The sequence below is a fragment of the Zeimonas sediminis genome (assembly GCF_023721795.1).
Classification (GTDB): domain Bacteria; phylum Pseudomonadota; class Gammaproteobacteria; order Burkholderiales; family Burkholderiaceae_E; genus Zeimonas; species Zeimonas sediminis.
On record NZ_JAMQYE010000001.1, the window covers coordinates 1,898,050 to 1,924,094 of the forward strand.

General features: G+C 70.9%; 23 protein-coding genes and 2 riboswitches. Of the genes, 11 read left to right on the forward strand and 12 right to left on the reverse strand.

The window, feature by feature from the left end:
- Positions 1-23 precede the first annotated feature (23 nt).
- From M6I34_RS08870 to M6I34_RS08880, 3 genes are all read left to right on the forward strand, one after another.
- Positions 24-677 (forward strand): MarC family NAAT transporter, encoded by a 654-nt coding sequence (locus M6I34_RS08870; RefSeq protein ID WP_272485332.1) that lies wholly within the window; start codon positions 24-26, stop codon positions 675-677.
- Between the two features lie 63 nt (positions 678-740).
- Positions 741-1,088 carry a DUF4870 family protein gene (locus tag M6I34_RS08875; RefSeq protein WP_272485333.1) on the forward strand — a complete coding sequence of 116 codons (348 nt, stop codon included), beginning with the start codon at positions 741-743 and terminating at the stop codon, positions 1,086-1,088.
- Positions 1,052-1,849: a hypothetical protein gene (locus tag M6I34_RS08880; RefSeq protein ID WP_272485334.1), complete on the forward strand. Its 798-nt coding sequence runs from the start codon at positions 1,052-1,054 to the stop codon at positions 1,847-1,849. Before M6I34_RS08875 ends, M6I34_RS08880 begins: the two co-directional genes overlap by 37 nt.
- On the opposite strand, the gene M6I34_RS08885 is transcribed toward M6I34_RS08880, so the two are convergent.
- The 9 genes from M6I34_RS08885 to M6I34_RS08925 form a co-directional block, all read right to left on the reverse strand.
- Complete coding sequence (locus M6I34_RS08885; RefSeq protein WP_272485335.1) at positions 1,850-5,152, reverse strand: pilus assembly protein; 3,303 nt, start codon at positions 5,150-5,152, stop codon at positions 1,850-1,852.
- A gap of 49 nt (positions 5,153-5,201) precedes the next feature.
- Positions 5,202-5,819 (reverse strand): pilus assembly PilX family protein, encoded by a 618-nt coding sequence (locus M6I34_RS08890; protein ID WP_272485336.1) that lies wholly within the window; start codon positions 5,817-5,819, stop codon positions 5,202-5,204.
- Positions 5,819-6,790 carry a PilW family protein gene (locus tag M6I34_RS08895; protein ID WP_272485337.1) on the reverse strand — a complete coding sequence of 324 codons (972 nt, stop codon included), beginning with the start codon at positions 6,788-6,790 and terminating at the stop codon, positions 5,819-5,821. The genes M6I34_RS08890 and M6I34_RS08895 overlap by 1 nt, the downstream gene beginning before the upstream one ends.
- Before the next feature lie 11 nt (positions 6,791-6,801).
- Positions 6,802-7,455, reverse strand: a complete 654-nt coding sequence (gene pilV / locus M6I34_RS08900) for a type IV pilus modification protein PilV (RefSeq protein ID WP_272485338.1) — start codon at positions 7,453-7,455, stop codon at positions 6,802-6,804.
- Positions 7,449-7,946: a GspH/FimT family pseudopilin gene (locus M6I34_RS08905; RefSeq protein WP_272485339.1), complete on the reverse strand. Its 498-nt coding sequence runs from the start codon at positions 7,944-7,946 to the stop codon at positions 7,449-7,451. Before M6I34_RS08905 ends, pilV begins: the two co-directional genes overlap by 7 nt.
- A complete protein-coding gene (locus M6I34_RS08910) occupies positions 7,946-8,395 on the reverse strand; it encodes a type IV pilin protein (RefSeq protein WP_272485340.1) in 450 nt (149 codons plus the stop codon). The genes M6I34_RS08905 and M6I34_RS08910 overlap by 1 nt, the downstream gene beginning before the upstream one ends.
- Positions 8,396-8,474: 79 nt before the next feature.
- Positions 8,475-9,719, reverse strand: coding sequence for a glycolate oxidase subunit GlcF (gene glcF / locus M6I34_RS08915; protein ID WP_272485341.1), 1,245 nt, complete (start codon positions 9,717-9,719; stop codon positions 8,475-8,477).
- A gap of 21 nt (positions 9,720-9,740) precedes the next feature.
- Positions 9,741-10,880, reverse strand: coding sequence for a glycolate oxidase subunit GlcE (gene glcE, locus M6I34_RS08920; RefSeq protein WP_272485342.1), 1,140 nt, complete (start codon positions 10,878-10,880; stop codon positions 9,741-9,743).
- 4 nt (positions 10,881-10,884) lie between these two features.
- Positions 10,885-12,393 carry an FAD-linked oxidase C-terminal domain-containing protein gene (locus M6I34_RS08925; RefSeq protein WP_272485343.1) on the reverse strand — a complete coding sequence of 503 codons (1,509 nt, stop codon included), beginning with the start codon at positions 12,391-12,393 and terminating at the stop codon, positions 10,885-10,887.
- Positions 12,394-12,485: 92 nt separating this feature from the next.
- Here M6I34_RS08925 and M6I34_RS08930 point away from each other — a divergent pair, with 92 nt between their 5' ends.
- The 8 genes from M6I34_RS08930 to M6I34_RS08965 all read left to right on the forward strand — a co-directional run bounded on the left by M6I34_RS08930 (position 12,486) and on the right by M6I34_RS08965 (position 22,689).
- Positions 12,486-13,418, forward strand: a complete 933-nt coding sequence (locus M6I34_RS08930) for a DMT family transporter (protein WP_272485344.1) — start codon at positions 12,486-12,488, stop codon at positions 13,416-13,418.
- A gap of 37 nt (positions 13,419-13,455) precedes the next feature.
- A riboswitch (glycine riboswitch) is annotated at positions 13,456-13,556 on the forward strand.
- A gap of 3 nt (positions 13,557-13,559) precedes the next feature.
- Positions 13,560-13,666: riboswitch (glycine riboswitch) on the forward strand.
- Positions 13,667-13,760: 94 nt separating this feature from the next.
- On the forward strand, positions 13,761-14,147 hold the full coding sequence (gene gcvH / locus M6I34_RS08935; RefSeq protein WP_272485345.1) for a glycine cleavage system protein GcvH: 387 nt from the start codon (positions 13,761-13,763) through the stop codon (positions 14,145-14,147).
- Between the two features lie 22 nt (positions 14,148-14,169).
- Entirely contained in the window at positions 14,170-17,151 is a 2,982-nt protein-coding gene (gene gcvP / locus M6I34_RS08940; protein WP_272485346.1) for an aminomethyl-transferring glycine dehydrogenase, read from the forward strand.
- Positions 17,148-18,284, forward strand: a complete 1,137-nt coding sequence (gcvT, locus tag M6I34_RS08945; protein ID WP_272485347.1) for a glycine cleavage system aminomethyltransferase GcvT — start codon at positions 17,148-17,150, stop codon at positions 18,282-18,284. Before gcvP ends, gcvT begins: the two co-directional genes overlap by 4 nt.
- A gap of 199 nt (positions 18,285-18,483) precedes the next feature.
- Complete coding sequence (locus tag M6I34_RS08950; RefSeq protein ID WP_272485348.1) at positions 18,484-19,500, forward strand: amino acid ABC transporter substrate-binding protein; 1,017 nt, start codon at positions 18,484-18,486, stop codon at positions 19,498-19,500.
- Between the two features lie 85 nt (positions 19,501-19,585).
- Positions 19,586-20,728 carry an amino acid ABC transporter permease gene (locus M6I34_RS08955; protein WP_272485349.1) on the forward strand — a complete coding sequence of 381 codons (1,143 nt, stop codon included), beginning with the start codon at positions 19,586-19,588 and terminating at the stop codon, positions 20,726-20,728.
- Positions 20,729-20,731: 3 nt separating this feature from the next.
- Complete coding sequence (locus M6I34_RS08960; protein ID WP_272485350.1) at positions 20,732-21,838, forward strand: amino acid ABC transporter permease; 1,107 nt, start codon at positions 20,732-20,734, stop codon at positions 21,836-21,838.
- Positions 21,839-21,963: 125 nt separating this feature from the next.
- Complete coding sequence (locus M6I34_RS08965; RefSeq protein WP_418953546.1) at positions 21,964-22,689, forward strand: amino acid ABC transporter ATP-binding protein; 726 nt, start codon at positions 21,964-21,966, stop codon at positions 22,687-22,689.
- A 78-nt stretch (positions 22,690-22,767) separates the two neighbouring features.
- On the opposite strand, the gene M6I34_RS08970 is transcribed toward M6I34_RS08965, so the two are convergent.
- The 3 genes from M6I34_RS08970 to M6I34_RS08980 all read right to left on the reverse strand — a co-directional run bounded on the left by M6I34_RS08970 (position 22,768) and on the right by M6I34_RS08980 (position 25,954).
- The gene (locus M6I34_RS08970) at positions 22,768-23,310 is read right to left on the reverse strand and encodes a hemerythrin domain-containing protein (RefSeq protein WP_272485351.1); all 543 of its coding nucleotides are present in this window, start codon (positions 23,308-23,310) and stop codon (positions 22,768-22,770) included.
- 121 nt (positions 23,311-23,431) lie between these two features.
- Entirely contained in the window at positions 23,432-24,847 is a 1,416-nt protein-coding gene (locus M6I34_RS08975; protein ID WP_272485352.1) for an FAD-binding oxidoreductase, read from the reverse strand.
- A 42-nt stretch (positions 24,848-24,889) separates the two neighbouring features.
- Positions 24,890-25,954: a porin gene (locus tag M6I34_RS08980; protein WP_272485353.1), complete on the reverse strand. Its 1,065-nt coding sequence runs from the start codon at positions 25,952-25,954 to the stop codon at positions 24,890-24,892.
- Positions 25,955-26,045 lie beyond the last annotated feature (91 nt).

Below are 26,045 nucleotides of genomic sequence, written 5' to 3' on the forward strand. Positions count from 1 at the left end.
GGCGCAGCCAGTATCATCGGCCGATGATCTGGCTGTTCTCGGACATCTTCGCGACCTTCTTCCTGGGCTCGTTCGTGAGCCTGGTCACGATCATCAACCCGCCGTCGGCGATCCCGCTGTTCAATTCGCTGAGCGCGGACCTCGACGACGACGAGACGGAAAGGCTCGCCCGGCGCGGCCCGCTATATGCGTTCGCGATCCTCACGGTGAGCCTGTTCGCCGGCTCGCTGATCCTCAACACCTTCGGCATCTCGCACGCCGCGCTAAGGGTCGCCGGCGGCATCGTGGTCGCGCTGCTCGGCCACGAGATGCTGTTCCGCCGCGAGCAGCGCCGCGGCGACCCGGCCGTCGAAAGGCCGCACAATCCGGCCTTCTTCCCGCTCGCCCTGCCCGGCATCAGCGGTCCCGGCACGATCGCGGTGGTCATCGGCATCTCCACCGAGATCCAGGAGCTGGGCGGCTGGGGCGGCGTCGCGATCGCGTCGATCGCCACCGTCGCCGCAATGGCCCTCACCTGCGTTCTCAGCTGGCTCACGCTGCGCAGCGCCCGGCAGATATCGAATAGACTCGGTCGCAGCGGCATCGAGGCGATGACCCGGCTGATGGGCTTCCTGCTGATCTGCATCGGCGTGCAGTTCATCGCCTCGGGCATCCGCAGCTTCGTCTCCGGCATCTGAACCCGCGGCCCGCGCGCGTCAGGTTCCCCGCCGTCGCCGCGACGCAGCCTGCAAGGAGAAGGAATGAACCGCGCAGTCACCGTCCGCTCGGCCGAAGAGGAGTCGCTTCGCAAGTACGCGATGCTCGGCTACGCGATGCACCTGTTCGGCCTCGTGTCGATCGTGGGCTTCGTCGTCGGCCTGATCGTGGCCTGGATCAAGCGCGACGACGCCGCCGGCACCGTGTACTACAGCCACTTCGCCTGGCAGAGCCGCTCGTTCTGGTGGTTCCTGCTCTGGTTCGTGCTGCTGCTGGTGCCCACGCTGATCACCGTCGGCTTCGTTCCGTTCTTCGTGCTCGCCCAGATCTGGTTCGCCTACAGGATGATCAAGGGATGGATGCGCCTGAACGACGACCGCGAGGTGGCCTGACCGTCGTCCGGGCCAAGGACGCGCCGACGGCATTCGAGCCGCCGGCGAGCACCGGCTCCCCGGGCGACTCGCCGTCGCGGCTGCGCCGGCTGCTGCTGGCCGGCGCAGCGGTCCTGCCCGCCGCCTGCGCCGCGCCGCCCCGGCTGCCGGCGCCTGCCGTGCCGCCGCCGCGCCCGAGCGTGGCGGTCGGCCAGCGCTGGCGCTACGAAACGATCGACCTGTACCGGCGCGAGCGCATCGGCGAGCTGGTCGCCACGGTGAGCGGCGCCTCTCCCCTGCTCGTCGCGCTCGCCGGCGCCGACGGCGCGCCGATCGGCGAGGAGCGCTGGGCCCGCCCCTGGGACGTCGAGCTCGAGCTGGCCTTCGACATGCCGCAGCGCTACGAAAGGCCGATGCCGCTTCTGCCCGACCGGCTCGAGCCGGGAGCGACCCGCAGCGACACCACCTATTTCCGCGTGCCGGGCTCCGACGACCGGCTCTACTGGCAGCAGCGGGTCAAGGCGATCCGCTGGGAGCGGATCGAGGTGCCGGCCGGCGGCTTCGACACGCTGCGCATCGAGCGCTTCGTCAACTTCCGGCACGTGGACATCTGGCGCGAGTACCCGTGGCGGCTCGACACGCTGTGGTACGCGCCGGCGGTCGGCCGATGGGTGCAACGGGAGTGGACCGGCGAGTACCGCTGGCCGGGCGGGCGCTCGCCGGCGATCCTGCGCGAGGACTGGGTGGCCTGGCGGCTGCTCGACTGGCAGCGCGGCGCCTGATCAGGACTTGTCGATCCTCTGGTAGCGGAAGACCGGCTTGCGGTCCGGCCGGACCTTGGGCACGACCTTCGTCGGCGACAAGGGCGTCGGCCCCGGGCCCCCGATCACGAAGGGCACCAGCTTGCCGTCGACCAGCACCACGCCGCCGACCGGCGACGGCGGGATGCCCTGCGACACGAAGGTCGTCACCAGAGGCTTGTCGGGAAGCCGCGCGCCGGTCTGGAAGTCGATCTGGTAGGCACGCGCCGTGCCCAGGTTCAGGCACGAACTCGCGGCGGACTTCGCCTGGAAGGTGCTGAAGTAGGTGACGCCCGCCAGCGTGAGCGGAGCGGTGACGACCTGCTCGTAGGGCTCGACCGTCGTCGACAGGTCGCGGAACCAGCCCTTGAAGCTCGCGATCGTCGTCGGATCGATCGGATCCATGTCGGTGACGTTCTTCAGGTCGGCAAGGTCGATGCCGCCGGCGCTGCTGCCGTAGCCCCGCGCGGCCACCACCCCGGACGTCACCGCCACGTTGTCGCGGATGCCGTAGAAGCGGTTCAGCACCTTCGCCGCGTTCGACGATGAGGTCGGCTTCTCACGATCGCCGGTGCCCACCAGCACGGTGACCTGGTTGCCCAGCACGACCGTGCTCGGCGCGTACATGAACTTCCGGCGCTCGGACAAGTCGCCGCCCCACTGCGACACCTCGGCGATCTTCACCATCGGCCAGTCGGCCACGCCGCCCGGATAGGCCCGGTAGCCGTCTGCCGGATTGCTGGTGTTGATCCGCCAGACGTTGCCTCGCGTGTCGACCGCATAGAGCGCATCGACGAAGCCGTCGCGGTTCACGTCGACCGCGGCGACGTCCGCCGCGAAGCGGCCGCCGTCCGCGCCCGGATCGAAGAAACGCAGGTGGGACGGGCTGGACGCCGCCGCGTCGCGGACCACTACGCCGCGCCCGCGGGTGACGCCGGCGCAGGCGGCGGCCGGGTCCTCGCTGTCCTCGCAGCTGTCGTAACCGGCCCCGAAGACGACCAGGGGCTCGGTGATGCCCTTGACGCGGAAGGCCGTCGGCGTCGACCAGCTCTGGCCCATCCGGGGTTCGTTGGCGTCGCTGTAGCGCCACATCAGCGTCGGCTGGTTCGCGCCGGTGCCCGGCTTCTTCGACACGTCGAAGGCGTAGACGGCCCGGCCGCCGCGGCGCATCGTCGGGAAGACGTAGACCTTGTCCACCGAGCTCGCGCTGCGCTCCTGGTAGCCGCCGATCGAACCGTCGAAGAAATAGGTCTTCGGCTTGGGCGCCGGCGTCAGGTCCGGGTCCACGTTCGGGAAGGAGACCAGCGGCGAGTTGCTGCGCAGCCGGGTCAGGCCGCTCCAGTGTTCCGGCGCCACGAAGGCCCACAGCTCGTTGCCGTCGGCGGCCCCCTGGTTCCCGTTGATCGCGCGCAGCATGCCGTCGCCGGCGCCGTAGAACACGACCACGTCGTCGACGCCGTTCACGCCGTAGTTGACCGCCAGCGGCCTCGAGTGGACGACCTCGCCGTGGACCGTCGGGCGCGTCGCGCTGGCCGCCAGGCCATAGGCGGTGTAGTCGCTTGCGCCGGTCCCGGCGTTGTAGACGCCGTCGCCGCGGTTCTCGCCGCGCACCCACTTGACCAGGTCCTCGCTGAGCCCGAAGGCGCCGCCGCTTCCCGAGGTGAAGTCGACGATCGAGGCGCAGGTCGCGTTCGAGCAGGTCCGGATGTTGCGCGCGGCGTGCCCGAGCGCCCGCAGCCGCTGCGCGGCCCCGCCGCGCTCGACCATCGGCCCGTCGGGGCGGTCGGACCACGGCGACAGCGCCGAGGTCTCGCACGCGCTCGGCAGGTTCATGCCGGTGATGCTCTCCCAGTACGTGCCGCTGTCGCTGGTCCAGTAGCTGACCGCGCAGTTCTGGATGAAGCCGGTGTTCACCGCGTCGACGGCGACGGCCCCGAGCGAATCCGCCAGGTACATCGTGCCGCCGTCGAGGCCGAAGCGGTACTGCTTCAGGTTGCCCTGCCAGCGCTGCTGGGCGTTCGCGTCGGGCCGGAACACGCCCATGAACACCTGGTTCAGGAAGGTGCCCTGCGTGTTCACGCTGACCGGCAGCGAGGCCGAGGCGAACACGCTGTTGACCGACGCGATCTGGGTCAGGATGTTCGTGAAGGCCGAGACCAGCGCGTAGAGGTCGCCGCCGACGGTGAAGTAGCCGCCGACCCCGCTCTGGTCGGCCATCGACTTCAGCAGCGCGGACTGCTTCAGGTCCTGCGCCTTGTTGAAGACGTCGATCGTGAACAGCCGGACGTTCTGCGCGCCGGGCGCATCGCTCACATCTGTCGTGTACAGGAACTTCGCCCACTCGTCGCCGAAGCGCACGTCGCTCTTGTCCCTGTTCAGCAGCGGCTTCGGGTAGATCTGCGGGCCCGGGTCGTGGCCCAGGCGGCTCATCAGCGTGTTGCTCGGGTACGGCGACGCGTTCGCGTTCGTGCCGTAGTCCGAGTTCGGCCAGGTGTTGCCGACCAGCACCATGTAGTTGTTGCCGCAGGAGGCGTCGCCGGTCAGCGGGCTCCGGTAGGTCATCCGCGAGCCGTCGGTGAAGGCATCCGGGTCGTCCGCCGGCGTCGGGTCGCCGTAGCGCTCGGGCCCGTAGCCGGTGCGGCCGACCGGCGTGCCCGGCGTGCCCGATGCGTAGCCGCCCGGGCTGGTCCAGCCGCCGAAGTACTTGAAGGCCTCGTACATGCCGTTGCCGTAGCCGGCCGACGACGAGGTCTTCAGGCTGCTGTCGGTCGGGTTGCTCGCCATCCACTCCAGGTCGGCGAGCATCGTCGCGCAGCGCGCCGCGGTCATCGGGGCCACCCGATGCCGGATGTAGGTGCTGGTGACCGAGCTGCCGTCCGCCGCGCCGACGTTCGAAGGCGAGAACATCATGATGCCGACGTTCACCGACAGCTTCTTGTCGGCGCCGCAGACGAGCTCGTTGAGCACCAGCTTCAGCGCCCGGGCCTCGACCGCGCCCTGCACCAGCGACGAGTTGGCGCCGAAGACCTGGTCGACGTAGCCGCTGCACACCGCGGCCTTGGTCGGATCGGCGAGCGCGCTGCACTTGGCCAGGACGTCCGACTTCTTCCAGGCCTGGTTGTTGGCCGACCAGTTCGAGGTGTTGTCCAGATAGAACAGCACGTTCGGCGCCACCGCGCCGCCGTCGACGCCGGCGTACAGGTCGATGTCCTCGGCCGACGCGGGAAGGATGGCCGCCGCGGCCAGCGCCGCGAGCAGGCACGACTTCGATCGATTCTTCTTCATCGCAGGAATCTCCCGGCCTGTTTCGAGGCTGGCCCGTTGCCCGGTCGCGTCAGTCGCATGAATCGAGTTCGTCGACGCCGCGCCGGACCGCGACGCCCTGCCTGACCGCGACCGACGCGGCCAGCAGCTGGTCGTCGCTCGCGGCGGCCTCGAGCTGGTAGAGCACGTCGGCGCACAGCGATTCGTCGTTGGCCGAGCCGAGCGCGGTCGGATCGACGATCGTCAGCGGCGTCCCGCCCCCGCCGAAGCACGACGAGTCGCTGGCCGCCACGTAGGAAACGCCGGCGCCGGTCGTCTTGATCAGCTCGCCGTTCTTCAGCACCCTCGAGCGCACGCAGCGCATGTTCCTGACGCTGACGTCGATCGAGGCCGCGGTGCCGTCGGCGGAAGTGGACAGCCCGAGGTTCACCGGCAGGACAGCGCCGGCGCCGCGATAGACGTCCCAGGTGTCGGCCGGTGAGTTCAGCACCAGGTCCAGCGCATAGTTGGCGGCGGTGGTCGCCTCGCTGCGGACCTGCTCGTTGCCGACGACCTGCGTGTGCCGCATCGACAGCCGGATGACGCCCACCGCGATCAGCATGACCATCAGCAGCATCACCATGCCGACCAGCAGGGTGGCGCCGCGCTGGCCGGGGCGGGATCCCGCAAAGTGCCCGTTCGCGCTCATCACTGCTCCCGCCGCGATTTCGGCGTCACGAATGGGACGTAGGTGCTGTACACCCGGCGCTTCACGTTGCCGGAGGCGACGGCGGGCACGTCGAGCGTCACGTCGTCCATCACGAACTGCATGGCCGCGCCGGTGTTCCGGCTCGCGACGTCGGAGCGCGCCAGCAGCCAGACCTTCGCGCCCACGACCTGCGGCCACTGCGCGCCGGCACAGCCGGCCAGCTTGGCCGCGAAGCAGTCGGCAGTGCCGTCCCCGTCGGCGTCGAACCCGTAGCTGACCTGCATCTGCTCGATGCCCTCGACCAGCGGCGCCGCCGCGGCCGGCCCGGCGGGAAGGATGTCCACCCGGGTCAGCACGTCGTTGCCGTCGACGTAGTAGAAGCGCCGGATCAGCTTTCGCTTCTCGGCGAGCACGCCGCCGCAGTCCTTGTCCCTCAGCGGGAAGGAGCCTCCGCCGACCGCCAGGACGAAGGGCGTCGTGCTGTACTCGGGACCGCACTCGGACACCTGCAGGTAGGCATTGGTCGCGGCCTCGGCCTCGCACGCCGCCTCGCCGACCGCGCAGGTGCTGGCGCGCTGGATGAAGATCGCGTCGGTGCCGGCCTTGCGGACCACGCACCCGGGATCGGCTTCGTCGTTGTTGATGCCCACCGCGTGAACGGCCAGGGAGTCCGCCCAGTCGGCCAGGTCGACCGAGCACACGGAAGCGTTGCTGCCGATCGGCTGGGCCAGCGTGCCCAGGAAGCCGGCCTGAGACAGCTCCCGGGCCAGCAGGTCGGTCGCGTAGCGACCGTTCTCGATGACGTCGGCGCTGAGCTGGACCTCTCGGCGCGACGAGGAGCTGCCGACGAAGATCGCGGTCATCGCGACCAGGATCAGCAGGCCGATCGTCATCGAGATCATCAGCTCGACGAGGGTCAGGCCGAACTGCCGGCGCGGGCGAGCGAAGCGTTGCGGGCGATGCGGTCTCATGCGGCCGGCCCTCAGAGCGTCAGCTTCAGGTCGGGCACGAGCACGCGCAGCGAGACGCCGCGCCGAAGCCCCGCGCCGAAGTCCACGCCCGACGCGCAGCGGTTCGCCCCCGCCGGAGAGTCCGCCGGCGGCTCGGCGCCTGCCTGCAGGCCCTGCCAGACGACGACCAGGAAGACGTCGGCCAGCGCATTGGCCTGCGGCGGCTCGACGCGGATCAGGCAGCCGCGGGCGCCGATCATCGCGCCGACCTTGCTGCCGCCCTCGATCGCCGCCGCACCTTCCAGCGAGCGAGACCATTCGCACAGCTGCGCCTTCGCGCCCGCCGGGGCGCCGGAGCAGTCGAGCAGCCCGGCCTCGCCGGCTGCGCCGCCGCCCACGTGGACGCTGCCGTCGGTCGAGCTGAGATCCGCCGCGAGGAACTCGTCGATCACGCCGCGCGAGCTCGCGAGTCGCGATTCCATCTCGCGCAGCAGCGACAGCGCCTGGCCGCGCTGGTAGGACTCGAACTCCACGCTGGCGGCGCGCGTCTGCATCGCGACCACGCCGAGCAGCCCGATCGAGACGACGACGATGGTGACCAGCACCTCGATCAGCGTGAAACCGCCGGACGCGAGCCGCGCCCGCGCGAGGCGGGATTCGCCGCGCGGCATCCGCCTGGCTAGCATTCGCCGTCCTCCGCCGACGTGCGGCCGGTCGAGGTGACCGTCACGCACTGCGCGACCCCCGCATTCGACACCTCGACCGTGAGCGGAACGCCATCGCGCTCGGTCAGGCGACCGTAGCCGTTGAACACGAAGCGGGCCGCCCCCGAGGCGACGCCGGAGAACGGATCCTGGGTGTGCAGCGTGGCGCCGCCCGACTGGATGGTCCAGCCGTCGGCGACGTCGTCGAATTCGAATGCAACGTCGGCGTTGCGCTTGATCGCCTCGCTGCGCGCGAGCCAAAGCGACTCGTTGAGCGCGGACACCGCCGAGCGCACCTTCTGGGTCGCTGTCAGCTCCCTGAAGGACGGGCCCGCGAGCGACGCGAAGATCGCGACGACCGCGAGCACGATCATCAGCTCGACGAGCGTGAAGCCGCGCGCGCCTGCTGCGGCCCGCGCGGCGCGGGCGCCGGTTGCGGGCCGAGGATGCGCGACGCGTCCCGGAGCCGTCATCACTTGCCCCAGTAGCCGCTGGTATCGGCCGGCGTCTTCGCCCCGGTCTCGTCGACGGTCAGAGACTGCTCGCCGTGCGCCTGCAGCGCGGCCGAGGGCGTGGCCTGCACGGTGAACTGCGGCGGCACCGCCGTCGAGTCGAAGCCGGGGAAACTGAAGGTGTAGTCGCTGGCGATCTCGGAGGGCACGGCGAATCCGAGCGCCGACAGGTCGCTCGTGTAGACGCGCCGGTCCAGCAGGTAGGCCTGCTGCCGGCTCGCGATCTCCATCAGCGCCGCCTGGGCGGTCGCGCGCTTGCCCTTGCGGATGTAGTCCACGTACGACGGGTAGGCCACGGCAGCGAGGATCGCGACGATCGCCACCGCGATCATCGCCTCGATCAACGTGAAACCGGCATTGCCCGGCGGTCCGGATGGTCGGCGATAGGGGTTCATCTCGGGCCCTGTCATGGAATGCCCCGATTGGACCCCGTGCGCGCCGCCGCTGTCCGGGTCGACCGGACGAGCGGCGGCGCAGGCCCGGTGAACGTCAGCCGGGCGCCGCCATCGCCTCGTCCAGCCACTCGATCCAGTGGCGCACCGGGGTGCCGGTCCCGGCCTGCAGGTGGGCCAGGCAGCCGATGTTGGCCGACAGGATCAGGTCGGGCTGGCCCGCCTGCAGGTTGGCCAGCTTGCGCTCGCGCAGTTGTTTCGACAGCGCCGGCTGCAGCACCGAGTAGGTGCCGGCCGAGCCGCAGCACAGGTGCGAATCCGCCACCGGCAGCGACTGCACGCCCAGCGAGGCGAGCAGCTTCTCGACCGCGCCGCGCACCTGCTGGCCGTGCTGCAGCGTGCACGGCGGATGGAAGGCGACCTTCGGGGCGCCGCGGGCGGCGAGCTTCTCGCGCAGGGCCGGCGCCGCATCGGCGATCACGGCGGGCAGCCACTCGGCGAGGTCGCGGGTCAGCGACACGATGCGCAAGGCCTTCGGACCCCACTCGGGATCGTCGCGCAGCAGGTGGGCGTAATCCTTGACCATCGCGCCGCAACCCGACGCGTTGATCACGATCGCCTCGGCACCGGCCTCGACGTGCGGCCACCAGGCCGCGATGTTGCGCCGCGCGTCGGCCAGCGCGCCGTCGGGGTCGTTCAGGTGCTGCCGGATCGCGCCGCAGCAGCCCGAGCGCGGCTCGACCACGACCTGCACGCCCAGGCGGTCGAGCACGCGCGCGGTGGCCGCGTCGATCGACGGCATCATCGCCGGCTGCGTGCAGCCGTTCAGGATCAGCACGCGGCGCTCGTGCCGGGCGGTCGGCCAGGCGCCGGCCGGACGGCGCGCCGGCACCTTGTCGCGCAGCGTGGCCGGCAGCAGCGGCCGCACCGCCTGCCCGACCCGCATCGCCGGGTCGAACAGCCAGCGCCGCGTGAGCCCCTCGCGCAGCGCGGTGCGGACGATCCGCTCGCCCAGCGGGCGCTTCACCTGGCGCTCGACCAGCTTGCGGCCGACGTCGACCAGGTGGCCGTATTGCACGCCCGACGGACAGGTGCTCTCGCAGTTGCGGCAGGTCAGGCAGCGATCGAGGTGGCTCATCGTGGCCGCGGTGGCCGGCTTGCCCTCGACCACCTGCTTGATCAGGTAGATGCGCCCGCGCGGGCCGTCGAGCTCGTCGCCGAGCAGCTGGTAGGTCGGGCAGGTCGCGGTGCAGAAGCCGCAATGCACGCACTTGCGCAGGATCGCTTCGGCCTCTTCGCCATCGGGCGTTCCCTTCAGCCAGTCAGCGAGATGGGTTTCCATGTTCGGCGCGTCCGGTTCGGATCAGAGGTCGGGGTACATCCGACCGGGGTTGAAGATGCCCTTCGGGTCGAGCTCGGCCTTCAGCCTGCGGTGCAGGGCCATCAGCGCCGGCGACAGCGGCGCGAACACGCCGGCCGACCGGTCGCCGCCGCGGAACAGCGTCGCGTGGCCGCCCACCCGCGCCGCCGCCTCGCGGACGGCCCTCGGCTCGGCATCGCTGCGCCACCAGCGCAGCGCGCCACCCCATTCGATCAGCTCCTCGCCCGGCAACGCGAGCGGCGGCGCGACCGAGGGCACCGACACCCGCCACAGCGGCAGCGAGGCCGCGCCGCCAGCGCCCGGTTCGGCGCCGGCGCTTCCAGCGCCGGGCAGCCCGTCGAAGAAGGGCAGCGTCTGCTCGCGCACCGCCGCCCAGAAGCGGTGAACCTCGCCGTCGAGCTGCTGGGCGCCGTGCTCGCGCGCGAAGAAGGCCACCGCCGCGTCGACCGCCGCGCGCGCGCCGGCCAGCCGCAGCGCGAGCGTGCCGCCCAGCCACGCGCTGGCCGAGATCGGCAGCGGCCTGCCGGCCCACTCGTTGAGCAGGCGCAGCGCGGCCGGCCGATCGAGCGGCATGCTCACGGTGGCGGTCGCCGCCGGCCGCGGCAGCACCTTCAGAGAAACCTCGGCGACCACGCCCAGCATGCCGAGCGAGCCGCACAGCAGCCGGGACACGTCGTAGCCGGCCACGTTCTTCATGACCTGCCCGCCGAAGTTCAGCGCCCTGCCCTGGGCGTCGAGCATCGCCGCGCCGAGGACGAAATCCCGGACAGCGCCGGCGGACTGGCGCCCCGGGCCCGACAGGCCGGCCGCGACCATGCCGCCGACCGTGGCGCCTTCACCGAAGGACGGCGGCTCGAAGGGCAGCCACTGCCCCTTTTCGGCCAGCGCCGCCTCGATCTCGGCCAGCGGCGTGCCGCAGCGGGCGGTGATCACCAGTTCGGTCGGCTCGTAGGCCACGATGCCCCGGTACTCGCGCGTGTCGAGCGAATCGCCGCGCGGCTCGCAGCCGTAGAAGCCCTTGGTGTCGCCGCCGCGGATCCGCAGCGCCTTGCCCGCCTCGTGCGCGGCAAGGACCTGCTCGCGCAGCCGGGCCAGCGCCGCCTGCGAGGAAGAATCGCTCATCGTTTCAGAACCTCGGCAGGTCGGGGAAGGCGAGCCGCCCCGCGTGGACGTGCATCTTCCCGTACTCGGCGCAGCGCGCGAGCGTGGGAATGCCCTTGCCCGGGTTCAGCAGCCCCGGCGGATCGAAGGCGCGCTTGACCGCGAAGAACGCCGCGCGCTCCTCGGGCGAGAACTGCACGCACATCGAATTGATCTTCTCGATGCCCACGCCGTGCTCGCCGGTGACGGTGCCGCCGTATTCGACGCAGAGCTCGAGGATCTCGGCGCCGAAGAGCTCGGCCCGGTGCCATTCGTCGGGATCGTTCGCGTCGAACAGGATCAGCGGGTGCATGTTGCCGTCGCCGGCATGGAACACGTTCATGCAGCGCAGCCGGTACTTGTCCTCCATCGCCGCGATGTCGGCGAGCAGACGGCCGATGTTCTTGCGCGGGATCGTCCCGTCCATGCAGTAGTAGTCGGGCGACACGCGGCCGGCGGCCGGGAACGCGTTCTTGCGCCCCGACCAGAACAGCAGCCGCTGGGCCTCGGACTCGGAGACCTGGATGCGGGTGGCGCCCGATTCGCGCAGCACCGTCTCCATCCGCACGATCTCCTCGGCGACTTCCTCGGGCGTGCCGTCGGACTCGGCCAGCAGGATCGCCTGGGCGTCCAGGTCGTAGCCGGCGTGGACGAACTCCTCGACCGCGACCGTGGCCTTGCGGTCCATCATCTCCAGCCCCGCAGGGATGATGCCGGCGGCGATGATGCCTGCCACCGCGTCGCCGGCCTTGACCACGTCGTCGAACGAGGCCATGACCACGCGCGCCAGCTGCGGCTTGGGCACCAGCTTCAGCGTGGCCTCCATCGTGACCGCCAGCATGCCCTCCGAGCCGATGACCAGCGACAGCAGGTCCAGCCCGGGCGAGTCGAGCGCCTCGCTGCCGAACTCGACCGGCTCGCCGTCCACCGTGTAGCCGCGCACCCGCAGCACGTTGTGCACCGTGAGGCCGTACTTCAGGCAGTGCACGCCACCGGAGTTCTCGGCGAGGTTGCCGCCGATCGAGCAGGCGATCTGCGAGGACGGGTCCGGCGCGTAATAGAGATCGTAGGGCGCCGCCGCCTCGGAAACCGCCAGGTTGCGCACGCCGGGCTGCACCCGCGCGGTGCGGGCCACCGGGTCGATCGCGAGGATGCGGTTGAACTTGGCCAGCGAGAGCACGACGCCGGCCGCGTGCGGCATCGAGCCGCCCGACAGGCTGGTGCCGGCGCCTCGGGCGACGATCGGGACCTCGAGCTCGTGGCAGGCCTTCAGGATGCCGACGACCTGCTCCTCGGTCTCGGGCAGGGCCACGACCATCGGCAGCTGCCGGAAGGCCGACAGCGCGTCGCATTCGTAGGGGCGGACGTCTTCCTCGCGAAACAGCAGGGCGTGCGGGGGCAGGAGCGCCTTCAGGCGCTCGACGACCTGCTGCTGTCGGCCCGGCGCCGGCGCAGCGGCCAGGTCCGCGAAGCGGTCCTCGTAGACGGTGCTCATGTTCGATTTCTCCCGATTCCCGACAGTATCGCCGCAGGCGGCGCCGGGGAAGATACCCGATCGTCGAAGATCTTTTACACTGGCCGGCCGATATGCCGCCCGACTCCCCGTCGACCCGCCGCCTGCAAGGCTACGCCCTGCTCTTCTCCGGCATGGCGCTGGTCGGCACCTACGTGGCGCTGAGCAAGCCGCTGACCGGCGCGTTTCCGGTCTTCCTGCTGGCCTGGCTGCGCTTCGCGATCGCGGCGGCGGCGATGCTCCCCTGGCTGCGCCGCCGGCCGGGCGAGGCCCCGCTGGACGGCCGGCTGCTCGGCACGATCTTCGTGCAGTCGCTGTTCGGCAACTTCCTGTTCTCGATCCTGATGCTGACCGGCGTGTCGATGACCTCGGCCGCCGCGGCCGGCGTGATCCTGGCGATGCTGCCGGCGGCCGTCGCGCTGCTGTCCTGGCTCGTGCTGCGCGAGCGCCTGGGGCCGCGTACCTGGACGGCGGTCGCACTGGCCGTGGGCGGCGTCGTGGTGCTCACGCTCGGCCGCAGCAGCGGCGGGGGCGCGCATTCGGTCGTCGGCAACCTGCTCGTGCTGGGCTGCGTGTTCTGCGAGGCAGTCTACGTGATCCTCGGCAAGCGCCTGACCGCCAGCCTGTCCGCCAAGCGGATCTCCGCGCTGCTGAACCTCTGGGGGCTCGCGCTGATGACGCCGCTCGGCCTGTGGCAGGCAGCCGGCTTCGACTTCGGCGCGGTGGGCGCCCGGGTCTGGTCCCTGCTGCTCTTCTACGCGCTGGCCGCCAGCATGTTCTCGACCTGGCTGTGGCTGAGCGGGCTGCGGCACGTGCCGGCCAACCACAGCGGCGTTTTCACGATCGCGATGCCGCTGGCCGCGAGCGCGGTCGCCGCGACCTTCCTCGGCGAGAGCCTGGGCCCGGCGCACGCGGTGGCCTTCGCCTGCGCCGCCGGCGGCATCCTGCTGATCGCCGTTCCGGCTCGGGCCGCCTCGGCGTCGACGCGCAACGGCCCGGACATTTGACATCGCCCCGCCCGGTTGGCATCCTCCCGCGAGCCGAACAACCGCTGTGGAAGAGATCGCGCAGGCCCCGCAGGCCCCGCGCGGCGCCGAAGGTGTATCGCCCCGGAAACTCTCAGGCAAAAGGACTTCAGCGGTTCGGCGCTCTGGAGAGAAGCCGCGCCCCGTGGTGAACGGGTCCCGGCTCGCCGAAGGAAACAGGCGGCGCGCCTCGCGGCGCGCAGCTGAATGTCTCAGGCAAACGGACAGAGGGGGCTCCCGGCCGGCTCGTTGCGGCCGCCCTTCGTCTTTTCCGCTTTCGCATCCGCTCGATCCGCCCGAGCACGAACGCCCCAGGAGCCAGCCTTGGACAACCCCACCGACCTGAAATACACCGCCTCGCACGAGTGGCTTCGCCGCGAAGGCGACGGCACCGCCACCGTCGGCATCACCGACCACGCCCAGGACGCGCTCGGCGAGCTCGTCTACGTCGAACTGCCCGAGGTCGGCCGCCGGGTCGAGCAGGGCGAGGCCTGCGTCGTGGTCGAGTCGACCAAGGCGGCCTCCGACGTGTACGCGCCGGTGGCCGGCGAGATCGTCGCGGTCAACGAGGCGCTGTCCGACGCGCCGCAGACGGTCAACGAGGCTCCGTTCGCCGGCGGCTGGCTGTTCCGGATCAAGCCCGACGACGCGGCGCAGGTGGACGGCCTGCTCGACGCCGCAGCCTACGCCGCCGGTCCCGGCGCGGCCTGACCCCGGCAGGAGCGATCACACGATGACCCCGCACGACCGGGCGGGCGACAGCGTTCGCGCGCTGTTCGCCGCCGACGAATTCCACGGCCGCCACATCGGGCCCTCCGAGGCCCAGCAGGCGGCGATGCTGGCGCTGCTCGGCCATCCGAGCCGCGACGCGCTGATCCGCGCCACGGTGCCGCCCTCGATCCTGCTCGACGCCCCGCTGGCCTTCGAGGGCCCGGCCTCCGAGGCCGACGCGCTGGCCGAGCTGCGCGGGCTCGCCGCCCGCAACCAGGTCTGGCGAAGCTACCTCGGCGCCGGCTACCACGACACGATCGTGCCCGAGCCGATCAAGCGCAACGTGCTCGAGAACCCCGGCTGGTACACCGCCTACACGCCCTACCAGGCCGAGGTGGCCCAGGGCCGGCTCGAGGCGCTGCTGAACTTCCAGCAGATGGTCATCGACCTGACCGGCCTGCCGGTGGCCAATGCCTCGCTTCTCGACGAGGCGACCGCCGCCGCCGAGGCGATGGCGATGGCGCGCCGCGCGTCGAAGTCGAAGTCGATGCGCTTCTTCGTCGACGCCGACGTGCACCCGCAAGTGCTGTCGGTGATCCGGACCCGGGCGCAGTGGATGGGCTTCGAGGTCGTGACCGGCCACGCCGAGACCGTGCTCGGCGGCGATGCGGACTTCTTCGGCGCCCACCTGCAGTCGCCCGACACGCAGGGCCGGCTGCGCGACTTCACGCCGCAGATCGCCGCGCTGCACGAGGCCGGCGCGCGGGTCTCGGTCGGCTGCGACCCGCTCGCCGCGATGCTGGTCAAGTCGGCCGGCGCGATGGGCGCCGACATCGCGATCGGCTCGGCGCAGCGCTTCGGCGTCCCGCTCGGCTACGGCGGCCCGCACGCCGCCTTCATGTCGGCGCGCGAGGAGCTGGTGCGCACGATGCCGGGCCGGATCATCGGCGTGTCGAAGGACGCGGCCGGCAACCCTGCGCTGCGCATGGCGCTGCAGACGCGCGAACAGCACATCCGCCGCGAGAAGGCCACCAGCAACATCTGCACCGCGCAGGCGCTGCTGGCCAACATGGCCGGCTTCTACGCGGTGTGGCACGGACCGCAGGGACTGCGCCGGATCGCGCTGCGGGTCAACGCGATGGGCCGCCTGCTGGCGCGGCTGCTCGACGACGTCGCCCGGACGCAGGGCGGCGCGGCGCTTCAGCCAGCGCACGCAGCCTGGTTCGACACGCTGGTCTTCGACGTCGGCACGCTGCTCGCCGACATCCGCGAGCGCTCCGCTGCGCTGCGCATCAACCTGCGCGAGCTGCCGGTGGCCGACGGCGAGCCGGCGCGCATCGGCATCGCGCTCGACGAAACCGTGAAGCCGGCCGACGTCGTCGACCTGGTGTTCGTGCTGACCGGCCAGCACCTGGACTCGGCAGCCGTCGAGTCCGCGCTCGACGCGATCGGCGCCGACCCGGCGTCGATCCCCGCCGGGCTGCGCCGTGCCGACGCGGTGCTGACGCACCCCGTGTTCAGCCGTCACCACAGCGAGAGCGAGTTCGTCCGCTACCTGAAGAAGCTGGAGAACCGCGACATTTCGCTGGTCCACTCGATGATCCCGCTCGGCTCCTGCACGATGAAGCTGAACGCGGCCTCGGAAATGGCGCCGGTCACCTGGCCGGAGTTCGCCGCGATCCACCCGTTCGCGCCGCGCGAGCAGGCCGCCGGCTACGCCGCGATGCTCGATCAGCTCGGCCGCTGGCTGGCCGAGATCACCGGCTTCGATGCGGTGTCCTTCCAGCCCAACTCCGGCGCGCAGGGCGAGTACGCCGGCCTGCTGGCGATCCGCAACTTCCTGGCCGCACAGGGCCAGGGCCACCGCGACGTCTGCCTGATCCCGGCCTCGGCGCACGGCACCAATCCGGCATCGGCCCAGATGATGGGGATGAAGATCGTCGTGGTCGCCTGCGACGACGACGGCAACATCGACCTGGCCGACCTCGACGCGAAGATCGCGAAGCACCGCGACGCGGTGGCCGCGCTGATGGTCACCTACCCGTCGACCCACGGCGTGTTCGAGGACACGATCGTCGAGGTGTGCCGGAAGGTCCACGAGGCCGGCGGGCAGGTCTACATGGACGGCGCGAACCTGAACGCGCAGGCCGGGCTGACCAAGCCGGGGCTGATCGGCGCCGACGTCTGCCACATGAACCTGCACAAGACCTTCTGCATCCCGCACGGCGGCGGCGGCCCGGGCATGGGACCGATCGCGGTCGCCGCCCACCTGGCGCCGCACCTGCCCACCGATCCGCTGACCGGCGGGACGGGCAGCGTGTCTGCCGCGCCCTTCGGCAGCGCGCTGATCACGACGATCTCGTGGATGTACATCCGGATGATGGGCGCGAGCGGCATCCGCAAGGCCACCGAGGTCGCGATCCTGAACGCGAACTACGTGGCCGCGCGGCTCCAGGACCACTTCCCGGTGCTGTACCGCGGCGCCTCGGGCAGCGTGGCCCACGAGTGCATCCTCGACATGCGCAACCTGAAGGCCGAGTACGGCGTGTCGGCCGAGGACATCGCCAAGCGGCTGATGGACTACGGCTTCCACGCGCCGACGCTGTCCTTCCCGGTGGCCGACACGCTGATGGTCGAGCCGACCGAATCGGAACCGAAGGCCGAGCTCGACCGCTTCTGCGACGCGATGATCGCGATCCACGGCGAGCTGCAGAAGATCCGCAGCGGCGAGTGGGACCGCGAGGACAATCCGCTGAAGTGCGCGCCGCACACCGCCGCCGAGATCGCCGGCGAATGGCGGCACGGCTATTCGCGCGAGACGGCCGCCTTCCCGCTGCCCTGGGTGCGCGAGGCCAAGTTCTGGCCCTCGGTCAAGCGGGTCGACAACGCGGCCGGCGACCGCAACCTGGTCTGCAGCTGCCCGCCGATGTCGGACTACGAGGAAGACGACGCCCCCGAGGCGCACCCGGCACCTGCCGCGGAACTGGCTGGAGCGAACCGATGACCGAGACCCGACGCGTCCCGCTCGATGCGATGCACCGCGCCGCCGGCGCGAAGATGGGCCCCTTCGCCGGCTGGGAGATGCCGATCCAGTACCCTGCCGGGCTGAAGGCCGAGCACCTTCACACCCGCGAGGCGGCGAGCCTGTTCGACGTCTCGCACATGGGGCAGCTGCGGGTCGTGGCCGCCGACGGGCGGGCGTCGACGCTGTACGCGCAGCTCGAGGCCGCGCTGCCGGTCGATTTCGAGGGCTGGCAGAGCGGGCAGCAAAAGTACTCGTACCTGCTGAACGACACGGGCGGCATCGAGGACGACCTGATGCTGGTGCACCTGACCGACGGCAGCCAGGCCGAGGTCCGGATCGTGGTCAACGCCGGCAATCGCGATGCCGACCTGAAGTGGTTCCACGACCATTGCCCGAAGCTGCGCTTCGAGTGGATCCCGGCAGCGCTGGTCGCGCTACAGGGCCCGCAGGCCGAGCAGGCGCTCGCGGCGCTGGACCCTGAGGCCGCGACGCTGCGGTTCATGCAGTCGGCCACGCTGCACCTGCTCGGAGCGGCCTGCTTCACGACGCGCTCGGGCTACACCGGCGAGGACGGCTACGAAATCTCGATACCGCTCGACAAGGCCGAGGCGGTGGCCGGGCGCCTGCTCGAGATCGACGAGGTCCGCTGGGCCGGGCTCGGCGCGCGCGACACGCTGAGGCTCGAGGCCGGCCTGCCGCTGCACGGCAACGACATCGGGCCCCAGACTTCGCCGGTCGAGGCCGGGCTCTCGTTCGCGATCCCGAAGTCGCGCCGCGCCGGCGGCCTCAAGGCGGGCGGATTTCCTGGCGCCGACACGATCCTGCGGCAGTTCGCCGAGGGGCCGCGCCGCCGCCTGGTAGGCCTGGTGTCGCACGACCCGGTGCCGATCCGGGCGCACGCAGCGATCGTCGACGCTCGCGACCGGCAGGTGGGCGAGGTCAGCAGCGGCACCGTGTCGCCCACCCTCGGGCACCCGGTGATGCTGGCCTGGATCGAGCGGCAGGCGCTCGAGCACGAGGCCACCGAGCCCCTGCGGGCGGTGGTCCGCGACAAGCGGTTGGCGGTCCAGGTGACCGGCCTGCCCTTCGTGCCCAAGCGCTACAAGCGCTGACCGTCTCTCCGCGAGCGGCTGCCGGTCGCTCGCGGCTCCCGGCCGCGGCGCGTCGCGCGTCGCGGCGGCCGCCCCTCGGTGGCCCCTCGGTGGCCCACGTCTTGCTTGTCCAATCCACGGATATCTGGCTAGACTGCGCGCCGGGACCTCCAGACGCCCCGTCAGGAGGGCGCGCGGTCCCGACCTTGGAGACGACCGAATGACCCGACGCTTTCTCATCGGCCTGGCGACCGCCACGGCCCTGCTCGCCCCCACGCTCGCCTCGGCGGGCCCTACCATCGATTCGATCAAGCAGCGCGGCGCGCTGCGCTGCGCGGTCAACACCGGCCTGCTCGGCTTCTCGGCGCCCGACAGCACCGGCAAGTGGACCGGCATCGACGCGGACTTCTGCCGCGCGGTGGCGGCTGCCATCCTGGGCGACCCCGACAAGGTGCAGTACGTGGGCACCAACGCCCAGAACCGGTTCACCGTGCTGCAGTCCGGTGAAGTCGACATGCTGTCGCGCAACACCACCTGGACCTCGTCGCGCGACTCGACGCTGGGCTCGGTGTTCGCCGGCGTGCTCTTCTACGACGGCCAGGGCTTCATGGTGCCGAAGAAGCTCGGCGTGAAGAGCGCCAAGGAGCTCGACGGCGCGACGATCTGCGTGCAGCCCGGCACCACGACCGAGCTGAACGTCAGTGACTACTTCCGCTCGCGCAAGATGAACTTCAAGCCGGTGGTGATCGCCGAGCTGAACCAGATCGAGCAGGCCTTCTTCGCCGGCCGCTGCGACGTCTACACGACCGACATCTCGGGCCTGGCGGCCACCCGCCTGAAGGCGCCCAACAAGGACGACTACGTGATCCTGCCCGAGGCGATCTCGAAGGAGCCGCTCGGCCCGATGGTCCGCCGCGGCGACTGGGAGTTCTTCACGATCGTCAAGTGGACGCTTTTCGGCCTGCTCGAGGCCGAGGAGATGGGCGTCACCAAGGCGAACGTCGACGCGAAGAAGGGCGAAGCCGGCAACAATCCGCCGCTTCAGCGCCTGCTCGGCCTGTCGGGCGACGCCGGCAAGGGCCTGGGCCTGGACAACGACTGGATGGTCCGGGCGATCAAGGCCGTCGGCAACTACGGCGAGATGTACGAGCGCAACATCGGCCCGCTCGGCATCCCGCGCGGCCTGAACGCCCAGTGGACCCAGGGCGGCCTGATGTACGCGCCGCCGATCCGCTGATTCCGCGCACTCCCCGGGGAAGGGGCCGGCCGGTCCCTTTCCCTTCCTTCCAGACCCTCACCGTACCTGGCACAGGAGACCGCCCATGCTCTCCAGCGAGCGCGCACGCGGCATCTTCTACCAGTTCCTGCTGCTCGCCGCGGTCTTCGGCCTGGGCTGGTACCTAGTCGGCAACACGCTGCACAATCTGTCCACCCGGCAGATCCAGGTCGGCTTCGAATTCCTGGGGCGCGAGGCCGGCTTCGAGATCGCCGAGTCGCAGATCGCCTACGCGCCGAGCGACTCCTACTTCCGCGCCTTCCTTGTCGGCCTGTTCAACACGCTGCACGTCGCCCTCCTCGGCATCGTGCTCGCCACCGTGCTCGGCACGCTGGTCGGCATCGCCAGGCTGTCGTCGAACTGGCTGATGTCCCGGCTCGCCTCGGCCTACGTCGAGACTATGCGCAACATCCCGCTGCTGCTGCAGCTGTTCGTCTGGTACGGACTGTTCACCGAGCTGATGCCGCCGGTGCGCCAGGCGATCGAGCTCGGCGGCGGCATCTTCGTGACCCAGCGCGGCCTCTACTATCCGTGGCCCGAGCCGCACGCCGCCTGGAGCGCGGCGGGCTGGGCGCTGCTGGCCGGCGCGGCGCTGGCCTTCGCCTGGCGCGGGCACGCGCGCAGGGTGCAGGAGCGCACCGGCAGGCAGCTGCCGGTCGGCCTGGTGGCTGCGGCGCTGCTCGCCGGCCTGCCGCTGGCGGCGTGGTTAGCGCTCGGCGCGCCGACCCAGCTCGTTTACCCGGAACTGCGCGGCTTCAATTTCCGGGGCGGCAAGGTCCTGTCGCCCGAGTTCCTCGCGCTGCTGATCGGCCTGTCCACCTACACCGCCGCCTTCGTCGCCGAGATCGTGCGGGCCGGCATCCTGGCAGTGGACAAGGGGCAGACCGAGGCCGCGATGTCGCTCGGGCTGACCCGCGGCCAGGACCTCCGGCTGGTCACGCTGCCGCAGGCGTTGCGGGTGATCATCCCGCCGATGACCAGCCAGTACCTGAACCTGACCAAGAACTCGTCGCTGGCGGTGGCGATCGGCTATCCGGACCTGGTGGCAGTGGCCAACACCACGATGAACCAGACCGGCCAGGCGATCGAGGCGATCGCGATCCTGATGGCCGTCTACCTGACGATCAGCCTGCTGATCTCGCTGTTCATGAACTGGTACAACAACCGCGTGCGCCTGGTGGAGCGATAGCCGATGGCCGATCCCGCGACCCGAGCCGCTGCCTCCGCCAAGCCGCCCGCCTCGCGCGGCGGGCCGTTCGCCTGGATGCGCACGAACCTGTTCGCGACGCCGTTCGACGCGGCGCTGACCGTGCTGCTGCTCGCGGCGCTGGCCTGGCTGGTGCCGAAGGCCTCGGGCTGGCTGTTCGTCGACGCGGTCTGGGGGCGGCAGCCGCTCGAGGCCTGCGACGCGGTGCGCGGCCAGGGCGCCTGCTGGGCCGTGGTGTGGGAGAAGTTCCGCTTCATGATGTTCGGGGTCTACCCGTTCGACGAGCAGTGGCGGCCGGCGCTCGCGATCCTGGTGCTGACGGGACTGCTGGTCGTCTCGGCCTTCCGCGCGTTCTGGAACAAGCGGCTCGCGCTGATCTGGACCGCCGGCATCGCGCTCACCTTCTGGCTGATGGGCGGCGGCCTGGGCCTCACCCCGGTGCGCGCCGAGCAGTGGGGCGGGCTGCCGGTCACGCTGATCCTGGCGATCTTCGGGATCGCCTTCGCGTTCCCACTGGGCGTGCTGCTGGCGCTCGGCCGTCGCTCGCAGCTGCCGCTGGTGCGCGCCTTCTGCGTCGTCTACATCGAGGTGATACGCGGCGTTCCGCTGATCACCGTGCTGTTCATGGCCTCGGTGATGTTCGCGCTGTTCATGCCGGAGGGCATGCGCATCGAGCAGCTGCTGCGCGCGCAGATCGCGATCATCCTGTTCGTGGCGGCCTACCTGGCCGAGGCGGTGCGCGGCGGCCTGCAGGCGGTGCCCAAGGGCCAGTACGAAGCCGCCGAGGCGCTCGGCCTGCCCTACTGGAAGTCGATGGGGCTGATCGTGCTGCCGCAGGCGCTGAGGATCTCGATCCCGCCGATCGTGAACAGCTTCATCTCGCTGTTCAAGGACACCTCGCTGGTCGTGATCATCGGCATCTACGACTTCGCCTACGCGGTCAAGAAGTCGGTCGAGACCGATTTCGCCTGGAAGAAGTACTTCATCGAGGCCTTCCTGTTCTCGATCGTCATCTACTGGATCTACTGCTTCGCGATGTCGAAATACAGCCAGAAGCTGGAACGCGACTTCGCGCGCGGCCACCACCGCTGAGCGCCGCCCGCGCGACGCGAGACACCGACGAAGCCCCTGCGAACGGAGCCCGACACGTGAACCAGAACGCCCAGGCCGGCGCCCAGCCGGTGCCTCACCGGGTCGAGGCCGGCGGTCCGCCGGCCATCGTCATCGAGAAGCTGAACAAGTGGTACGGCGACTTCCACGTGCTCAAGGACATCGACCTGAAGGTGTCGCGCGGCGAGCGGATCGTCGTCTGCGGGCCGTCGGGATCGGGCAAGTCGACGCTGATCCGCTGCATCAACCGGCTCGAGACCCACCAGCAGGGCACGATCACGGTCAACGGGATCGCGCTGACCGACAACCTGAAGAACATCGACCAGGTCCGCTCCGACGTGGGCATGGTCTTCCAGCACTTCAACCTGTTCCCGCACCTGACCGTGCTCGACAACTGCACGCTGGCGCCGATCTGGGTGCGCAAGAAGCCGCGCGCCGAGGCCGAGGCCATGGCGATGCAGTTCCTCGAGCGGGTCCGGATCGCGGACCAGGCCCGGAAGTACCCAGGGCAGCTGTCGGGCGGCCAGCAGCAGCGGGTCGCGATCGCCCGGGCGCTGTGCATGACGCCGTCGATCATGCTGTTCGACGAGCCGACCTCGGCGCTCGACCCCGAGATGGTCAAGGAGGTGCTCGACACGATGATCATGCTGGCCGGCGAGGGGATGACGATGCTCTGCGTGACCCACGAAATGGGCTTCGCGCGCGCGGTCGCCGACCGCGTGATCTTCATGGACCGCGGCGAGATCGTCGAACAGAACGCGCCCGAGGCCTTCTTCGACGCCCCGCAGAACGAGCGGACCCGCCAGTTCCTCGGGCAGATCCTGCACCGCTAGGTCACGAGGGGGCGCAGCAGGGCCGGCCCCGGCCACCGGGCAGCATGTTCCCGGCGCAACGGGCCTTCCCGGGACCCCTCAGATGTGCGCGACCACCTTGTCCAGCGCGTGGCGCAGGTGCAGCGTGAGCCCCAGCGCGGCCATGTCGTTGGGCTTCAGGATGCGCTCCGACAGCGGCAGCCAGACGGTTTCCTCGAAGTGCGCGTGCTCGCCGTAGGCGCGGCAGAGCCGATCGACCGCCTTCGCGTCGATCTCGACCGTCTTGCCCCGGGCAAGGTTCTTCATGGCGGGCTCGAGCCCGGCCCACAGCGCCTCGAGCTCGCGGTGCTCGCGGGTCAGCCGGGCGACGAGCGAATCGACGAGCTGGCGCTCGTCGCCGGCCGCAGCGCTGCGGGCGACCGCCGGAAACAAGGCCTGCTCCTCCTCGGCGTGGTGCTCGAAGACCGCGTCGCGAACGAAGCGGACCATCCCGTCGGCGAACTGGCGGGCGGCCGGAAGGTCGGCCGGATCGGCGAGCAGCTGCGGCAGGCGCCGCAGGCGCTCGAAGCGCGACAGGATGCCGGCATGGCAGTTCGAGAAGCCGGCGATCGGCTCCGGCGTGGGGACGTTCTTGGCGTTCATGGTCGGCGGGCCCGGACGGAAAGTTCGGGCCAGTCTGACCTCATGCCGCCGGCATGGTCTTGACGCAGGACAAGCCCCCCGCGGGGGCCGCGCCGCGCCGCGGCCACGGAGGCCGCCGCTTTCACTCGAGCCGGAAGATCTTGCCCGGGTTCAGGATGTTGTCGGGGTCGAGGGCTCGCTTGATCCGCCGCATCAGGTCGATCGCGTCGGCGCCGGCCTCTTCCTCGAGGAATCCGATCTTGTGCAGGCCCACCCCGTGCTCGCCGGTGCAGGTGCCGTCCATCGACTGGGCGAGGCGGACGATCTCGTCGTTCAGGCGCTCGGCCTCCTCGGCCTCGTGCGCGTCGTTCGGGTCGATCAGCAGCACCGCGTGGAAGTTGCCGTCGCCGACGTGGCCGAGCAGCATCGTCGGGAACTTCGCCGTGTCGAGGATGCGGCGCGCGCCGGTGATCGAGTCGGCGAGCCGCGAGATCGGCACGCAGGTGTCGGTCGAGATCGCGCGGGAGCCGGGCCGCGCCTGCAAACAGGCGAAGTAGGCGTTGTGCCGGGCGTTCCACAGGCGGGTGCGGTCCTCGGGGCGGCTGGCCCATTCGAAGTCCTGTCCGCCGTGGTCGCGGGCCAGCTGCTGGACCAGCTCGGCCTGCTCCCTGACCGAGGACTCGGTGCCGTGGAACTCGAAGAACAGCGTGGGCGCCTCGCGCAGCGCGGTCTTGCTGTGCGCGTTGATCGCGCGGATCGTGTGCTCGCACAGGAACTCGCTGCGCGCGACCGGCACGCCGAGCTGGATCGTCTGGATCACCGTGTTGACCGCGTCGGCCATCGTCGGGAAGTTGACGACCGCCGCCGAGACCGCCTCGGGCACCGGATACAGCTTGACCGTGACCTCGGTGATCACGCCCAGCGTGCCCTCGGAACCGATGAACAGCCGGGTGAGGTCGTAGCCGGCCGAGGACTTCTTCGCGCGGGTCGCGGTGCGGATCACCTTGCCTTCGGCGGTGACCACGGTGAGCCCCAGCACGTTCTCGCGCATCGTGCCGTAGCGGACCGCGTTCGTGCCCGAGGCCCGCGTGGCGCTCATGCCGCCGATGCTGGCATCGGCGCCCGGGTCGATCGGGAAGAACAGGCCGGTGCTCTTGAGCTCCTCGTTGAGCTGCTTGCGGGTGACCCCGGCCTGCACGGTGACGGTCAGGTCCTCGGGGTTGACCGCCAGCACCTTGTTCATCTGCGACAGGTCGATCGTGAGGCCGCCCTGAACCGCCAGCAGGTGGCCCTCCAGCGAGGAGCCCACGCCGAACGGGATCAGCGGAACCTTGTGCGCGGCGCACAGCCTGACCACCTCGGCGACCTCGTCGGTGCCGTGCGCGTAGACGACCGCGTCGGGCGGAATGGCCGGGAACGGGGACTCGTCGCGGCCGTGGTGGTCGCGCACCGCCTGGGCGGTGCTGAAGCGATCGCCAAATCGCGCGCGCAGCGCGGCGACCATGGCGTCGGGCAGCGGGCGACGCAGCGCGTCGGTGAAGGCGTAGGGGTGGTTCATCGCGGGTCTCCTGCGTTCCCGCGATTGTAGCCCCGCCGGCTCTCAGAACCGGTGCCGCATCCCCACCGCGACCACCCGCTCCTTCTGCCCGGCCGGCGCCTTCAGCGCGTCGCGGTAGAGCATCGCGTACAGGTCGGTGCGCTTGGACAGCCGATAGTCGTAGCCGACGGTCCAGGTGTCGCGATCGTCCGGCGTCAGCGGGTCGGCGTCGTCGAGGCTGGAGCTCGCCCAGGAGGCGAGCACGTTGCCCGCACCGAGCGGCACCGCGGCCCCGAGCTGCCAGGTGCGCACGTCCAGCGCGCTGGCCGGCCCCGCGCCGCTGTCGGCGATGTCCTGGTACTGGCCGAACAGCTTCGCCGCCTTCAGGTCGTAACTGGCGCCCAGCAGCCAGGCTTTCTGGTCGCGGCCGTCGGCCGGCGCGATCGTGCCCGACAGGTCGATCGAGCGGTAGGCGAGCGAGGCCTCGAAGGGGCCGGACGCATAGTGGATCGCCGCGTCGAAGGCGCGGCCGCGATGGCCGTCGGGCTCGGTGCCGCGCTCTTCGCCGGCCGACCAGAGCAGGTCGGCGCGCCAGGCGCCGCGGCCGGCCGCCTGCAGGCGGACCGAGTTGTCCATCGCGGTGTCGCCGGCCAGCGGCCCGCGGAAGGTGTGCGCGATCATCGGCCCGACGACGAATGAATCGGCGAGCGGATTGAACTTCAGCGTGGCCGCGAAGTACGGCGTCGTGTTCCGGCCGAAGGTGCTGCGCCCGAACTCGCCCTCGAAGCCGACGGCCGCGCTGCGCGCCCAGAAGGCGTCGCCGTCGAAACGGCCGGCCGCGCCGGCGTCGACGCGCAGGAAGGCCTCGAGCTGGAAGACCGCCTTCAGGCCGCCGCCGAGGTCCTCGGAGCCGGCGATGCCGACGAACGAGGTCTGCATCCCGCCCGAGTCGACGGCGGTGCGCGACGCGGCCGGGGCGCCGGGCGCCTCGGTCCGGATCGAGCCGGCGAAGGCGTCGAGCACGCCGTAGACGACGGCCTGTTGCGCGGCCGCGGACGTGGCCGCCAGCGCCAGGGTCGTCCCAAGCGCGAGGACCGCCACGCGGGGAGCGAATCGGTTCTTCTTCATGTCGGTGCCGTGCACGGATCGGTCCGGAGGCGGAATTCCCGCGCGCCGGGAAGTGGTGTTCGTGCCGGCGATCTTAGCCGACCCGCCGCCG

Excerpts from the sequence above, each read along its gene's own strand:
- M6I34_RS08870 (WP_272485332.1), top strand. The coding sequence starts at position 24 with ATGATCTGGCTGTTCTCGGACATCTTCGCGACCTTCTTCCTGGGCTCG.
- M6I34_RS08875 (WP_272485333.1), top strand. The coding sequence starts at position 741 with ATGAACCGCGCAGTCACCGTCCGCTCGGCCGAAGAGGAGTCGCTTCGC.
- M6I34_RS08880 (WP_272485334.1), top strand. The coding sequence starts at position 1,052 with ATGGATGCGCCTGAACGACGACCGCGAGGTGGCCTGACCGTCGTCCGG.
- M6I34_RS08885 (WP_272485335.1), bottom strand. The coding sequence starts at position 5,152 with ATGAAGAAGAATCGATCGAAGTCGTGCCTGCTCGCGGCGCTGGCCGCG.
- M6I34_RS08890 (WP_272485336.1), bottom strand. The coding sequence starts at position 5,819 with ATGAGCGCGAACGGGCACTTTGCGGGATCCCGCCCCGGCCAGCGCGGC.
- M6I34_RS08895 (WP_272485337.1), bottom strand. The coding sequence starts at position 6,790 with ATGAGACCGCATCGCCCGCAACGCTTCGCTCGCCCGCGCCGGCAGTTC.
- pilV (WP_272485338.1), bottom strand. The coding sequence starts at position 7,455 with ATGCTAGCCAGGCGGATGCCGCGCGGCGAATCCCGCCTCGCGCGGGCG.
- M6I34_RS08905 (WP_272485339.1), bottom strand. The coding sequence starts at position 7,946 with ATGACGGCTCCGGGACGCGTCGCGCATCCTCGGCCCGCAACCGGCGCC.
- M6I34_RS08910 (WP_272485340.1), bottom strand. The coding sequence starts at position 8,395 with ATGACAGGGCCCGAGATGAACCCCTATCGCCGACCATCCGGACCGCCG.
- glcF (WP_272485341.1), bottom strand. The coding sequence starts at position 9,719 with ATGGAAACCCATCTCGCTGACTGGCTGAAGGGAACGCCCGATGGCGAA.
- glcE (WP_272485342.1), bottom strand. The coding sequence starts at position 10,880 with ATGAGCGATTCTTCCTCGCAGGCGGCGCTGGCCCGGCTGCGCGAGCAG.
- M6I34_RS08925 (WP_272485343.1), bottom strand. The coding sequence starts at position 12,393 with ATGAGCACCGTCTACGAGGACCGCTTCGCGGACCTGGCCGCTGCGCCG.
- M6I34_RS08930 (WP_272485344.1), top strand. The coding sequence starts at position 12,486 with ATGCCGCCCGACTCCCCGTCGACCCGCCGCCTGCAAGGCTACGCCCTG.
- gcvP (WP_272485346.1), top strand. The coding sequence starts at position 14,170 with ATGACCCCGCACGACCGGGCGGGCGACAGCGTTCGCGCGCTGTTCGCC.
- gcvT (WP_272485347.1), top strand. The coding sequence starts at position 17,148 with ATGACCGAGACCCGACGCGTCCCGCTCGATGCGATGCACCGCGCCGCC.
- M6I34_RS08950 (WP_272485348.1), top strand. The coding sequence starts at position 18,484 with ATGACCCGACGCTTTCTCATCGGCCTGGCGACCGCCACGGCCCTGCTC.
- M6I34_RS08955 (WP_272485349.1), top strand. The coding sequence starts at position 19,586 with ATGCTCTCCAGCGAGCGCGCACGCGGCATCTTCTACCAGTTCCTGCTG.
- M6I34_RS08960 (WP_272485350.1), top strand. The coding sequence starts at position 20,732 with ATGGCCGATCCCGCGACCCGAGCCGCTGCCTCCGCCAAGCCGCCCGCC.
- M6I34_RS08970 (WP_272485351.1), bottom strand. The coding sequence starts at position 23,310 with ATGAACGCCAAGAACGTCCCCACGCCGGAGCCGATCGCCGGCTTCTCG.
- M6I34_RS08975 (WP_272485352.1), bottom strand. The coding sequence starts at position 24,847 with ATGAACCACCCCTACGCCTTCACCGACGCGCTGCGTCGCCCGCTGCCC.
- M6I34_RS08980 (WP_272485353.1), bottom strand. The coding sequence starts at position 25,954 with ATGAAGAAGAACCGATTCGCTCCCCGCGTGGCGGTCCTCGCGCTTGGG.